The organism is Rhizobium jaguaris (genome assembly GCF_003627755.1).
In the GTDB taxonomy this organism is placed as follows: Bacteria; Pseudomonadota; Alphaproteobacteria; order Rhizobiales; family Rhizobiaceae; genus Rhizobium; species Rhizobium jaguaris.
In genome coordinates this window covers 284351-297112 of the sequence record NZ_CP032694.1, presented here as the reverse complement: position 1 = coordinate 297112, position 12762 = coordinate 284351, and the positions used below count along the sequence as shown (strand labels likewise).

The 12762-nt window shown below is 60.1% G+C and carries 11 protein-coding genes; 6 read left to right on the top strand and 5 right to left on the bottom strand.

Features of this window, described 5'->3' with window-relative positions; translation table 11 throughout:
- Positions 1–8: 8 nt before the first annotated feature.
- From CCGE525_RS01385 to CCGE525_RS01365, 5 genes are all read right to left on the bottom strand, one after another.
- Positions 9–1646: an ABC transporter ATP-binding protein gene (locus tag CCGE525_RS01385; protein WP_120702719.1), complete on the bottom strand. Its 1638-nt coding sequence runs from the start codon at positions 1644–1646 to the stop codon at positions 9–11.
- Positions 1643–2797, bottom strand: a complete 1155-nt coding sequence (locus CCGE525_RS01380) for an ABC transporter permease (RefSeq protein WP_120702718.1) — start codon at positions 2795–2797, stop codon at positions 1643–1645. The genes CCGE525_RS01385 and CCGE525_RS01380 overlap by 4 nt, the downstream gene beginning before the upstream one ends.
- Entirely contained in the window at positions 2797–3891 is a 1095-nt protein-coding gene (locus CCGE525_RS01375; RefSeq protein ID WP_120702717.1) for a microcin C ABC transporter permease YejB, read from the bottom strand. The genes CCGE525_RS01380 and CCGE525_RS01375 overlap by 1 nt, the downstream gene beginning before the upstream one ends.
- Before the next feature lie 172 nt (positions 3892–4063).
- The gene (locus tag CCGE525_RS01370) at positions 4064–5905 is read right to left on the bottom strand and encodes an extracellular solute-binding protein (RefSeq protein WP_120702716.1); all 1842 of its coding nucleotides are present in this window, start codon (positions 5903–5905) and stop codon (positions 4064–4066) included.
- A gap of 110 nt (positions 5906–6015) precedes the next feature.
- Entirely contained in the window at positions 6016–6651 is a 636-nt protein-coding gene (locus CCGE525_RS01365; RefSeq protein ID WP_120702715.1) for a TetR/AcrR family transcriptional regulator, read from the bottom strand.
- Positions 6652–6688: 37 nt separating this feature from the next.
- Here CCGE525_RS01365 and CCGE525_RS01360 point away from each other — a divergent pair, with 37 nt between their 5' ends.
- From CCGE525_RS01360 to CCGE525_RS01335, 6 genes are all read left to right on the top strand, one after another.
- A complete protein-coding gene (locus tag CCGE525_RS01360; protein ID WP_120702714.1) occupies positions 6689–7258 on the top strand; it encodes a hydrolase in 570 nt (189 codons plus the stop codon).
- A gap of 144 nt (positions 7259–7402) precedes the next feature.
- Positions 7403–8449 (top strand): penicillin-insensitive murein endopeptidase, encoded by a 1047-nt coding sequence (gene mepA / locus CCGE525_RS01355; protein WP_120702713.1) that lies wholly within the window; start codon positions 7403–7405, stop codon positions 8447–8449.
- A 107-nt stretch (positions 8450–8556) separates the two neighbouring features.
- Positions 8557–8937 (top strand): methylglyoxal synthase, encoded by a 381-nt coding sequence (locus CCGE525_RS01350; protein ID WP_120702712.1) that lies wholly within the window; start codon positions 8557–8559, stop codon positions 8935–8937.
- Positions 8938–8971: 34 nt separating this feature from the next.
- Positions 8972–9997, top strand: a complete 1026-nt coding sequence (locus CCGE525_RS01345; protein WP_120702711.1) for a glucokinase — start codon at positions 8972–8974, stop codon at positions 9995–9997.
- Positions 9998–10044: 47 nt separating this feature from the next.
- Positions 10045–10848, top strand: a complete 804-nt coding sequence (gene blaOXA / locus CCGE525_RS01340) for a class D beta-lactamase (protein ID WP_120702710.1) — start codon at positions 10045–10047, stop codon at positions 10846–10848.
- Between the two features lie 118 nt (positions 10849–10966).
- Positions 10967–12760, top strand: coding sequence for an ABC transporter ATP-binding protein (locus tag CCGE525_RS01335; protein WP_120702709.1), 1794 nt, complete (start codon positions 10967–10969; stop codon positions 12758–12760).
- Positions 12761–12762 lie beyond the last annotated feature (2 nt).

Below are 12762 nucleotides of genomic sequence, written 5' to 3'. Positions count from 1 at the left end.
GATTGTCTTTATTGCTGGACGGCGGCGGTGGGCACCGCCTCGATGTTGAAGGCGGCGGCGAGAAGCGCCTTGGTGTAATCCTCTTTCGGCGCGCGGAAAATATCGGCCGAAGCGCCCTGCTCCACGACCTTGCCGAAGCGCATGACGATCAGATCGTTGGCAAGGGCCTTCACCACTTTCAGGTCGTGACTGATGAAGAGGTAGGCAAGATCATGGCGCTGCTGCAGGTCGCGCAGGAGATCGACCACCTGGGCCTGCACGCTCATGTCGAGCGCCGAGGTTGGCTCGTCCAGCATGACGAAACGCGGCTTCAGCACCATGGCGCGAGCAATGGCGATGCGCTGGCGCTGGCCGCCGGAGAATTCATGCGGGAAACGCCAGCGCGTCAATGGATCGAGACCCACCTCCTCCAGCGCCCAGCAGACACGCTGATCGCGCTCTTCCGCCGACAGGGATTGCTCATGGACCTTGAGCCCCTCGGCAATGATTTCGCCGACCGACATACGCGGGCTCAGCGATCCATAGGGGTCCTGGAAAACGACCTGCAGCTGATTGCGCAGCGGCCGCATCTCCTTGAAGGAATAGTCGGCGATATCCTTGCCGACGAAGCTTATGCGGCCTTTGGAAGAAATCAGACGGGCAAGTGCCAGGCCGAGCGTCGTCTTGCCGGAGCCGGATTCACCGACGACGCCGAGCGTCTGGCCGGCCCTCAGCCTGAGGTCGATGCCGTCGACCGCCTTCACGTGGTCGACCACCTTGCGCATCAGCCCGGCCTTGATCGGGAACCAAACCTTGATGTCTGAGCCTTCCATGACCACGGGCTTGCTGATGTCGCCCACCGGCGGCTCGCCGCGCGGCTCGGCGGCAAGCAGATGCCGGGTATAGTCATGCCGAGGATTGGCGAAGACCTGTTCGACGGTGCCGGTTTCGACGATATGGCCTTTGGTCATGACACAGACGCGATCGGCGAATTTGCGGACGATGCCGAGATCGTGGGTGATGAACAGCATCGACATGCCATGCGTACCCTTGAGGTCGCGCAGCAGTTGGAGGATCTGCGCCTGTACTGTCACATCGAGCGCCGTTGTCGGCTCGTCGGCGATCAAAAGCTCCGGCCGGTTGGCCAGCGCCATGGCGATCATTACGCGCTGACGTTGGCCGCCGGACAGCTCGTGCGGATAGGCCTTCAGGCGCTTTTCCGGTTCGCGGATGCCGACCTGGTTCAGCAGGTCCAGCGTACGGCTACGGGCCGCCTGGCCGGCCACGCCCTGGTGCAGCGCGAGGATTTCGCCGATCTGCTTTTCGATTGTATGGAGCGGATTGAGCGACGTCATCGGCTCCTGAAAGATCATGGTGATGTCGTTGCCGCGGACGGCACGCAATTCATTATCGGACGCCTTCAGCAGGTTCTTGCCCTTGAACAGGATTTCACCTGAGGGGTGGCTGGCGGACGGATAGGGCAGCAGCTTCAGGATCGAGTTGGCCGACACCGATTTGCCCGATCCGGATTCGCCGACCAGCGCTAGCACCTCGCCCCTGGCGATATCGAACGAGATGCCATCGACCGCAATCGAGGTTTGGCCACCCTGGTGAAAGGCGACGGACAGATTGCTGACGGAAAGCAATGGGGTGTGGTCTCCGCTCATCGGAACGTCTTCCTCGGATCGAATGCGTCGCGCACGGCCTCACCGATGAAGATCAGAAGCGACAGCATGATCGACATGGTGAAGAAGGCGGAAAGGCCGAGCCAGGGGGCCTGCAGGTTGGATTTGCCCTGGGCGATCATCTCGCCGAGCGAGGGCGAGCCGGGAGGCATGCCGAAGCCTAAGAAATCCAGCGAGGTCAGGGTCGTGATCGAGCCGGAGAGAATGAAGGGCACGAAGGTCAGGGTCGCGACCATGGCATTCGGCAGCAGGTGGCGATACATGATGGTGAGGTTGTTGACGCCGAGCGCTCGGGCGGCACGCACATATTCGAAATTGCGCGCTCGCAGGAATTCGGCGCGCACGACGCCGACCAGGCCCACCCAGGAAAACAGAAGCAGGATGCCAAGAAGGATGAAGAAGCCGGGCGGCAGGACCGAGGCGATGATCAACAGGATATAGAGCACCGGCATCGAGGACCATATCTCGATGAAGCGCTGCAGGAGAAGGTCCGTCCAGCCGCCGAAATAACCCTGGATGGCGCCGGCCGCAACGCCGACGACCGCCGAGCAGATGGTTAGCGCCAGGCCGAACAGCACCGAGATTCGGAAGCCGTAGATCATGCGCGCCAGCACATCCCGCGCCTGGTCGTCCGTGCCGAGCCAGTTGAGATTGCTCAGGGTGCAATTCGGATCATCAACGCCCTTTTCATAGCCGGAGCAGCGCTGTTCCTTGCTCATCAGCCAGAAGGGCGCGGTCGGGGCCGATGTTCCCTTTGGAAGGTTCGAATTGGCGGTCTGGTAGGAATAGCGGATCGGTGGCCAGATCATCCAGCCATTTGCGTTGATCTCGTCCTTAATATCCCCAGCGCGATAATCCGTCTGCGCCAGGAAGCCGCCGAATTTTTCCTCGGGATAATTGATGAAGACCGGCAACAGGATCTCGCCCTTGTAGGAGATGAGAATCGGCCGGTCGTTCGCGATGAATTCCGCTCCGAGACTGAGAACGAACAGGATCAGGAACAGCCAGAGGGACCAATAACCGCGGCGGTTCGCCTTGAAATTCTGCCAGCGGCGAACGTTGGTCGGGGAAAAGAGGCCTCGGCGCGGCGGCTTTATCGTTGTCAAGGATGCGGACTTGGCTGCGGCGTCCATCAGACGTCCCTCCGCTCGAAATCGATGCGCGGGTCGATCCAGGTATAGATCAGGTCTGAGATCAGGCCGACGAACAGGCCGAGCAGTGAAAAGATATAGAGCGTCGCGAAAACGATCGGATAGTCGCGCTGGACGACGGAGAGGTAGCTGAGGCGGCCGAGACCATCGAGCGAGAAGATGTTCTCGATCAGCAGCGAACCAGTGAAGAAAGCGGAGATGAAGGCGCCGGGAAAACCGGCAATGACGATGAGCATGGCATTGCGGAAGACATGGCCGTAGAGCACCCGCCGCTCGCTCAACCCCTTGGCGCGGGCTGTGATGACATATTGCTTCTTGATTTCCTCGATGAAGGAATTCTTGGTGAGCAGCGTCGTGGTGGCGAAGGCGGCGAGCGACAAAGAGATCAGCGGCAGCACGAGGTGCCACAGATAATCGATGATCTTCTGCCACCAACTGAGATCGGCGAAATTGTCGGAGACAAGGCCGCGCAGCGGAAACCAATCGAAGAAAGAGCCGCCGGCGAAAAGCACGATCAGCATGATGCCGAAGAGGAAACTCGGAACGGCGTAGCCGATGATGATGACACCCGACGTCCAGACATCGAAGGTCGATCCATCCTGTATCGCCTTGCGAATGCCGAGCGGGATCGAGATGGCGTAGGAGAAGATCAGAATCCAGATGCCGAGCGAGATCGACACCGGCAGCTTCTGCCCGATGAGATCGATCACCGTCGTGTTGCGGAAGAAGCTTTCGCCGAAATTGAAGCGGATATAGTTCCACATCATCTGGCCGAAACGCTCGAGCGGCGGCTTGTCGAAGCCGAACTGCTTGTCGAGCTTAGCGATCAGCTCCGGATCGAGCCCCTGGGCGCCGCGGTATTTCGAGCTGCTATCGTCGGCTGCCTGTTGCTGGCCGAGCAGATCGGTGCCGCCGGAAAGGCGGCCAGTTGCGTTGTCGGCCTGGCCGGTCAACTGGGCGATGACCTGCTCGACGGGACCGCCGGGGGCAAATTGCACGATGGTAAAGGAGATCGCCATGATGCCGATAATGGTCGGGATCATCAGCAGCAGACGTCTGAGGATATAGGCGCCCATCAGCCCGTCACTCCCTCGTCGAGGAATATGCCTGCTCTCGCCTCAATCCATCCGTCGTTCAAGTCGTTTGTTCCCTTCCGCCGAATGGGGTCGGCGCAGTCATTTCAGGCTGAAATTGCCGAATCGGCGTCACGCATTTGGAGCCCAGCATGCCCGTCATTGCAAGAGCCGGTCATTTGCCGGCGTTCTTCGACCACCATGTCTCGGGAAAGCCCATCGAATATTCCGGCAGGTTGGCGGGATGTTCGAACTTGTCCCAATAGGCGACGTGGAAGCTGGTGGCATAGAATAACGGAACGACGTAGTGATGGGCGAGCAGAACGCGGTCGAGCGCCTTCGCCGAGGCATCCTTCTCGGCAACGTCCTTGGCAAGGATGACCTTGGTGATCAGCGCATCGATGCCGGGATCGGCTATGCCGGCATAGTTGCGCGAGCCTTGGCGATTGGCGGAAGACGACCCCCACATGTCGATCTGTTCGTTGCCCGGATTGAGTGTCTGTGCCCATACGCTCCAAATCATGTCATAGTCGAAGCTACGGACACGATTGATATATTGCGATGAATCGACCGTTCTCACCCGAGCGTCGATGCCAATCTTCTTCAGGTTCTGCACATAGGGCAGCACCCACTTTTCCACGAAGGGGCTGCCGAGAAGGATCTCGATGGAAAAGGGCTGTCCAGTCTTCGCGTTGACCATCTGGTTGCCCTTGATGACATAACCCGCATCCTTGAGAAGCGCGATCGCCTTGCGAAGATTGTCGCGAGATTTCTGCGGATCGCCTCCGACGGGATTGCTGTAGGGGGTCGTAAAGACCTCGGGCGGCACCTTATCCTTGATCTCGTTCAGAATATTCAGCTCTTCCCCTTGGGGCAGACCGGAGGACGCAAGCTTGGTGCCGAAAAAATAGCTGTCGTCACGCCGATACACACCATAGGCGACCGTGCGGTTGATCTCCTCGAAATCGAAGGCGTAGTTGAGCGCTTCGCGTACCCGCTGGTCCTTGAACTGATCGCGACGCATATTCGGAACCAGCGCCTGCATTACGCCGGTCGCGCGCAGCGGATTGGGCAAGTCTTCGCGCTTGATGCGGCCATCCTTGGCAGCGGGGAAATCGTAGCCCGTTACCCAACGGCTGGCCATGTTATCCTGCCAGAAATCGACATTGCCGCCGCGAAAGCCTTCGAACTCCACATCGTCGTCGCTGTAATAGGCGTAGGAGATCACACCGAAATTATTCTCTCCAACGTTGACGGGCAAGTTCTTGGCCCAATAGTCGTCGCGCAGCTCATAGCGGATGGTCGAGCCTGGGGAGACGGCCGCGATCTTGTAGGGGCCCGAGCCCATCACCGGCTCCAGTGTCGTGCGGGAAATATCACGCGGCTTTCCGTCCGGCCCGGTGCCTTCCCACCAATGTTTCGGCACAATGGGGAGAAGCTGCCCCAGGATGAACGGCAGTTCGCGGTTATTCTTTGCGTCGAACGTGAAGGTTACATCGCGGTCGCCGGTCTTTTCAGCCCGCAGCACGTGCGCGTAGTAGCTCGTCATGAACGGATTGAGTTCTTTGCCCTTCTCGAAGCTGAAGATCACATCTTCCGGGGTCACCGGCGTTCCATCGGCCCATTTCGCCTCCGCCCGCAACCGGAACGTCGCCTTCGATATGTCGTCCGGATAGGATACGCCTTCCGCCAGCAACCCATAGGACGAGGCGACCTCATCGTCAGCCGATTTCAGCAAAGTGTCGAAAACCAGTCCTATACCGGTGACGGGGTTGCCTTTCAGCAGAATGGGATTGAGCGTGTCGAACGTACCGTTGCTCGAAAGCTTCAATTCCCCGCCCTTCGGTGCGTCCGGATTGACATAGTCGAAATGCTTGAAGCCAGGCTGGTATTTCAAATCACCGAGAATGGCCGTGCCGATCCTAAACTGCGGCTCGTCGGCGTGGGACGGCGCCGGCAGAGCCAGCAGGCAGAAAAGAGAAACAACCAAGCCTGCTTTCAAACGCGACAATGCCATTCATGATCCTCTGATGATCTGGTTGGATTCAAGCATAGGCTAAATGAGGGCGAAAAACAGGACGGAATTGCTCATCTCTTCGCAAACCGGTCGATTTCCGCTCCCTGAAATCAGGCCTTTGCCGCCGCTTCTTCAAGACGCTTGCGCAGCATCAGGCGCAATTCGCGGACAAGGCGACGGTCTCCGGCCGCTTCCGGCTCGTTGGCGGCAACGACGGCGATGCGCAGCAGTTCGAGAACAATCGCCGACATCAAGACGACATCGTCCGTGATCGGCGGCTCGGCTCGCCGCAGGATGGCGGAGATCAGCTCCTTCAGCTCCGCCCGCGAACGCAGTTTGCGATCCTTCGGCACATCGCGGCGGGCGGCGAGCACCGGAAATTCCGGAAACTGCTCGATGAAAGCGCCGAGCCTGTCGAAGATTGCCTCGCCACTATCGGCAGCCGAAAGACCGCCGCTCTTTTCGGCGATATCCTGAAGCACCGCTTTCAGCCGCTCAAGCCGATCGATATGCAGCGCTTCGGCGAGCAGCGGCTTGGTCGGAAAAAATTGATAGAGCGAGCCGATCGACGAGCGCGCCTCGGCGGCGATCTCCGTCATCGTCGCAGCGTCATAGCCCTTCTGAACGAAGATTTTTGCGGCCGCTTCCAGAAGAACGGCAACGCGATCATGGCCGCGGCGGCGCTTTGGAATGCGCGTTTGCGGTTCCTCGCTTGATTTTTGCGAGGATTCCCTCATATTTGTCATTGTGAGGATACCCTCATATTTTCCCCCGGAGCCCCTGATGCCTCTTTACGATCCCCAAACCACCGCACTCATCTCCATCGATCTGCAGGGCCTGGTTCTCAGCCGCCCGCTCGCACCCCACTCTGCGCAGCAGATCGTCGAGAATACGGCCGCCATCGCCAGGAAACTGAAAGCCGACGGCGGAACTACAGTCTTTGTGACAGTTGGATTTTCCGCAGACTATGCCGACGCTGTCAACCAGCCTGTGGACGAAACCTTCAGCTTTCCAGAAGGAGGTTTGCCGCCGTCAGCTCTCGCAGCACCCGCCGAAATCGCGGCGCTGACGCCTGACGTCGCCATCGTCAAGCGCCAATGGAGCGCTTTTTACGGCACAGAACTCGACCTGCAACTGCGCCGCCGCGGCATCAAAACATTGATCCTCACGGGTGTCGCCACCAATTTCGGCGTCGAATCGACCGTTCGCGACGCCTACTCGGCCAATTATGCGGTGATCGTCGCCGAGGATGCGGTGACGACCTTTTCGCAGGAAATGCAGGATTTTGCCTGCACGAAGGTGTTGCCGCGGCTGTCGCGCATCCGCAAGACGGCGGGAATTCTGGCTAACTGATCATGCATTTAGCGGTCCGGGCAGGCAATGTGAGGCGGTTCATTAGCCTCGAGCGATAGAACACGGATTCACCAAAATCGCTTTTCAAGGTAGATTCACCCGCAAATCACTTCGGCCATCGCCGGCAGCCATTCAAGGAACCACATGATTCCGCTCCTGGTTCGGACCCTCGACACCCTCGGCAAATTTGCCCTCGCCGCCACGATCGGCGCGGGTCTTATCAGCGGCGACGCGGCAGCACAGCAGGCAGGTCCGACGCCCGGCAGCGCCAAAGCGATTTTCGGCGCCGTGACGCTGCCCACCCAGGGTCCTCCGCAATCGGTCGGGTATTACGCCAAGGGTTGCCTTTCCGGTGCCGTGGCGCTGCCGACCGATGGCCCGACCTGGCAAGCTATGCGCCTGTCGCGCAACCGTCGTTGGGGCCGACCGGAGATGATCGCGCTCCTCGAACGCCTATCGCGCGATGCTGCCAAATATGACGGCTGGCCTGGCATCCTGGTGGGTGACATCTCGCAGCCGCGCGGCGGACCGATGTTCAACGGTCATGCCTCGCATCAGGTCGGCCTCGACGCGGATGTCTGGCTGACGCCGATGCCGGCGCGGACGCTGACCGCGGCCGAGCGCGAAAGCCTGCCCTTCACCACTATGCTTGAAAAGAACAAGTTCCTGACGGTCGACGACAGGGTGTGGACGGCGTCGCGCGCCCGCCTGCTGATGCGCGCCGCCAGCTATCCCGAAGTCGAACGCATCTTCGTCAATCCGGCGATCAAGAAGAAAATGTGCGAGACATGGACCGGCGACCGCACCAATCTCGGCAAGCTGCGCCCGGAATATGGCCATGACTCGCATTTCCATATCCGCATCCGCTGCCCCGCGGGTTCGGTTGGCTGCAAGCCGCAGGCGCCGGTTGCCGCCGGCGACGGTTGCGACAAGCCACTCGCCTGGTGGTTTACGCCCGAGCCATGGGCCAAGCCGAAGCCCGGTGCAAAGCCGCCGGCAAAGCCGCGCGAAGTGATGGTTTCCGATCTGCCGAAGACCTGCCAGGCCGTGCTCAACGCACCCCCTGTCGCCTCGGCCGCTGCGGCCACCTTCGGCGCCAAGGCTGCCGCAGCTACGGCCGCGACCGGCGCGCTGCCGGTTTCCAGCGCCGGCGCGGGCAGCACTCCGCCCGGCAGCATCCCGCAACAGTGACGGCCACAGGGCCGGTTGCGACCGGCCCGACCCGTCTTTCAAAGGGGTGCCTCTTGGTATAGAAGGCGGATAAATCGATTAAAAGTCCTAAGCGGAGTGGGAGTTTCATGGCTGGCGGCAAATGCATCGCGCTGATCGCGCATGATCAGAAGAAGGATGCAATGGCGGAATTTGCACGCCGCAATCAGGATGTGCTTGCCGATTGGCACATCGTTGCCACGGGCACCACAGGCGGCCGTGTGCTCGATGTCTGCCCCGGCCTTAAGGTCACCCGCATGAAAAGCGGCCCGCTCGGCGGCGATCAGCAGATCGGCGCCATGATCGCTACTGGCGAGATCGATCTGCTCGTCTTCTTCATAGACCCGCTAACCCCTGTGCCGCATGATGTCGATGTGAAAGCATTGACGCGGCTGGCCGTTCTCTATGACATTCCGATGGCTCTCAATGAAGCCACCGCCGAACGACTGATCAAAACACTGAACCATTAATCCGCCTCACCGGCGGCTGACCACGGACCTGGCCATGCCCAAGCTCACTCACAGCGAAGCCCCCTTGCCCTTTCCTATCCTGATCGGCGATATCGGGGGAACCAACGCACGCTTTTCCATCCTCGTCGATGCCTATGCCGAGCCGAAGCATTTCCCGAATGTGCATACCGCCGATTTCGAGACGATCGACGCGGCGATCCAACAGGGCGTCCTCGACAAGACGGCGGTACAGCCGCGTTCGGCGATCCTTGCCATTGCCGGGCCGGTCCGAGGTGATGAAATTCCACTAACCAACTGCGACTGGGTGATCCGCCCGAAGACGATGATCGCCAATCTCGGTCTCGAGGATGTGCTGATCATCAATGATTTCGAAGCCCAGGCGCTGGCGATTGCCGGCGTGTCCGAGGAGCATCGCGAGACCATCGGCGAAACGTCGGAAGGCATGATCGCTTCACGCGCCGTACTCGGGCCGGGCACCGGCCTCGGCGTCGCCGGCCTCATCCATGCTCAGCACGCCTGGATCCCCGTGCCGGGCGAAGGCGGACATATCGATCTCGGACCGCGTAGCGAGCGCGATTTTCAGATTTGGCCGCACCTGGAGCCCATCGAGGGCCGTATCTCCGCCGAGCAGATCCTCTGCGGCCGCGGCCTGCAGAACCTCTATCACGCCATCTGCAAGGTCGACCGCATCGAGCCAGTGCTGGTGCAACCGGCTGACATCACGACCCATGCGCTCGCGGGTACCAATGCTCAGGCCGAAGAAACCGTGACGCTGTTCGTCACCTATCTCGGTCGTGTCGCCGGCGACATCGCGCTGATCTTCATGGCGCGCGGCGGCGTCTATCTTTCCGGCGGCATCTCGCAAAAGATCCTGCCGGCGCTGCAGAAGCCGGAATTCCGCGCCGCCTTCGAAGACAAGGCACCGCATAGCGCACTATTGAAATCGATCCCGACGCATGTGGTCACCCATCCGCTTGCAGCACTGGCCGGCCTCTCGGCCTACGCCCGCATGCCGGCTAATTTCGGCCTGGCGACGGACGGCCGCCGCTGGCGGCGTTGAACCAGATACAGCAAACACGTCGTCAGGCACGGCCGCGGGAGAACCGGATGGACTATCGCTTCGTTCCGCTGGCATTGCTGGCGGCCACGCTTTCAATCTCCACCGCCGATGCCAAGATCCTCTGCACGGTGGTGGCAAATGCTGCAGACGGTAAGGTATTGTTGCAGCAGGGCGATTGCGCAACCCGCGTCACGCCGGCGTCTACCTTCAAGATCGCGCTCAGCCTGATGGGCTTCGATGCCGGCTTCCTGAAGGACGAGCATACGCCGCTGCTGCCTTATCGCAAGGGTTACGTTGATTGGCGCGGTGCCGAATGGCGCCAGCCGACGGACCCAGCACTGTGGATCAAATATTCGGTGGTCTGGTTCTCGCAGCAGGTGACGCATACGCTCGGCACGGACCGGGTGCACGACTACGCGGTCAAGTTCCGGTACGGCAATGCCGACTTCTCAGGCGATGCTGGAAAGAATAATGGGCTCGACCGTGCCTGGATCGGCTCCTCCCTGAAGATTTCCCCACTCGAACAGACAGCCTTTCTCGGAAAGCTCGTCACCCGGCAGCTGCCGGTGAGTCCGCAGGCTTTCGACATGACGGAGCGGATCACTGAAGTTGCGACCCTGAGCAACGGCTGGGACATTCACGGCAAGACCGGCTCAGCGCGCCCCGGAGGAGCCGCCGATAAAGCCTATCCCTATGGATGGTTCGTCGGATGGGCTGCGAAGAGCGATCGCAGGCTTGTATTCGCGCGGCTCACCCAGGACGAAAAGAAGGAGCAAGGGGTAGCGGGCAAAAGGGCACGCGACGCCTTTTTGAAGGAGCTGCCTTCCCTTATAATACAATTGGCTCATTGACCTGCCCCTTAACCAGTGCGGCAAGCCATAACTAGCCAAAGCCGTCCTAACTCTTTATAGACCCGCGGGAGCACGTGCCATTTTGCGGCTCACTTGGATTGAGACAGGAAGCCGATTTTTGAAGTCGCCCGACACCAAAAAAACCGATATCGACAGTGAGACCATCGCCGCTCTGCTGAAGCGTATCATCGCTGAAAACGGCCGTGATCATATCTGGGGCTACTCGATCGCAATATTTTGCCTCGTTGTCGTCGCAGCGTCCACGGCGACGATGGCCGCGGTCATGAGGCCGATCGTAAACGGAGCTTTCTACGAGCGCCGCGCCGAGGTTATGTGGCTGATTTGCTTTGCGATACTAGCCGCCTTTGTGGCTCGTGGTTTTGCTGGTTATTTTCAATCGGTCATTCTGTCCAAGATTGGCAATGGCATCATTGCCCGTTATCAAAGACGACTCTATGCACATCTGATGACACTGTCGGTTGGCTTCTTCAGCGAAGCCCGTTCGGCTCAGATTGCGGCGCGAGTGAGCCAGAACGTTTCCGGTATCCGCGATGTGATGAACCTTATCATCACATCGACCGCGCGTGACCTTTTGTCATTTGTCTTTCTGCTGGCCAATATGGTCTATCAGGACCCGCTACTCAGCCTCCTATTCTTCATCATTGCGCCGCCTGTGTTTCTGGCCTTACGCCACATCTCAAGGCGCCTGCGCGCCGTTACGCGCGAGGCGGTCATTCTCAACAGCCGCGTACTCGGCGCGATGCAGGAGACTATTCAAGGGGTTTCCATCGTCAAAGCCTTCACGATGGAGCGCGAGCTCGAACGCAAAGTCGATAAGCTGATTACGGCGGCTGAAAACCGGCAAAACCGCATTGCCCGCATTTCCGAACGCAATGGCCCGCTGATCGAAACGGTCGCCGGTTTTGCCGTGGCCGGTGTGTTTGCCTATGCCGCCTATCGTTCGATCTATCAAAACGTTCCGCCGGGCGCGGTGTTTTCGTTCATAGTGTCGCTGCTGCTCGCTTATGATCCGGCCCGCCGTCTCGCCAAATTACAGGTGCAGCTAGAGCGCGCTGTCGTCAATGCGCGCATGATCTACGAACTGCTCGATATGGAGCCGCGTCAGCGCGACCTGGCGGACGCTAAGCCGCTCACCATCACCGAGGCCCGCATCGAATTTCGCGACGTTCACTTCGCCTATGGCGACGAGGCGGTTCTGTGCGACGTGAGTTTCATTGCCGAGGGCGGGGAGACGACGGCTTTGGTCGGCCCCTCCGGCGCAGGCAAATCCACCGTCATCAATCTCATTCCGCGCTTCTACGATCCCAAGGCCGGCAGTATCTTCATCGACGGGCAGGACATCGCCCATGTCACGAAGCAGTCGTTGCGCGAGCAGACCGCCTATGTTTCGCAGCAGCCCTATCTCTTCGAAGGCACGATCCGCGACAACATTCGTTACGGCCGCCCGGAGGCGACGAATGCCGAAGTGGAGGAGGCAGCCCGGCTCGCCTATGCCCACGATTTCATCCTGGCGCAGCCGCAGGGCTACGACACGCCGGTCGGCGAAAACGGCGTGACGCTTTCCGGCGGCCAGCGCCAGCGCCTGTCGATCGCGCGAGCACTGGTGCGCAATGCGCCGATCCTGCTTTTGGACGAAGCGACCTCGGCCCTCGATACCGAGTCGGAAGCAGCCGTGCAGAAGGCACTGGACGAAGCCATGAGCGGCCGTACCGTCGTCGTCATCGCCCATCGCCTATCAACCGTCGTGCGGGCGGAGAAGATCATTGTGATGCAGAACGGGCGTGTCGTCGAAGAGGGCAACCACGAGACGCTTGCGACGGCCGACAATGGCCTTTACGCTCGCCTCAACAACCTCCAGCGGCCGGCCGTTTCCAGCAATTCCCGAAAATAAGA

Excerpts from the sequence above, each read along its gene's own strand:
- mepA (WP_120702713.1), top strand. The coding sequence starts at position 7,403 with ATGATTCCGCTCCTGGTTCGGACCCTCGACACCCTCGGCAAATTTGCC.
- CCGE525_RS01375 (WP_120702717.1), bottom strand. The coding sequence starts at position 3,891 with ATGGGCGCCTATATCCTCAGACGTCTGCTGCTGATGATCCCGACCATT.
- CCGE525_RS01365 (WP_120702715.1), bottom strand. The coding sequence starts at position 6,651 with ATGACAAATATGAGGGAATCCTCGCAAAAATCAAGCGAGGAACCGCAA.
- CCGE525_RS01350 (WP_120702712.1), top strand. The coding sequence starts at position 8,557 with ATGGCTGGCGGCAAATGCATCGCGCTGATCGCGCATGATCAGAAGAAG.
- blaOXA (WP_120702710.1), top strand. The coding sequence starts at position 10,045 with ATGGACTATCGCTTCGTTCCGCTGGCATTGCTGGCGGCCACGCTTTCA.
- CCGE525_RS01345 (WP_120702711.1), top strand. The coding sequence starts at position 8,972 with ATGCCCAAGCTCACTCACAGCGAAGCCCCCTTGCCCTTTCCTATCCTG.
- CCGE525_RS01380 (WP_120702718.1), bottom strand. The coding sequence starts at position 2,797 with ATGGACGCCGCAGCCAAGTCCGCATCCTTGACAACGATAAAGCCGCCG.
- CCGE525_RS01360 (WP_120702714.1), top strand. The coding sequence starts at position 6,689 with ATGCCTCTTTACGATCCCCAAACCACCGCACTCATCTCCATCGATCTG.
- CCGE525_RS01385 (WP_120702719.1), bottom strand. The coding sequence starts at position 1,646 with ATGAGCGGAGACCACACCCCATTGCTTTCCGTCAGCAATCTGTCCGTC.
- CCGE525_RS01370 (WP_120702716.1), bottom strand. The coding sequence starts at position 5,905 with ATGGCATTGTCGCGTTTGAAAGCAGGCTTGGTTGTTTCTCTTTTCTGC.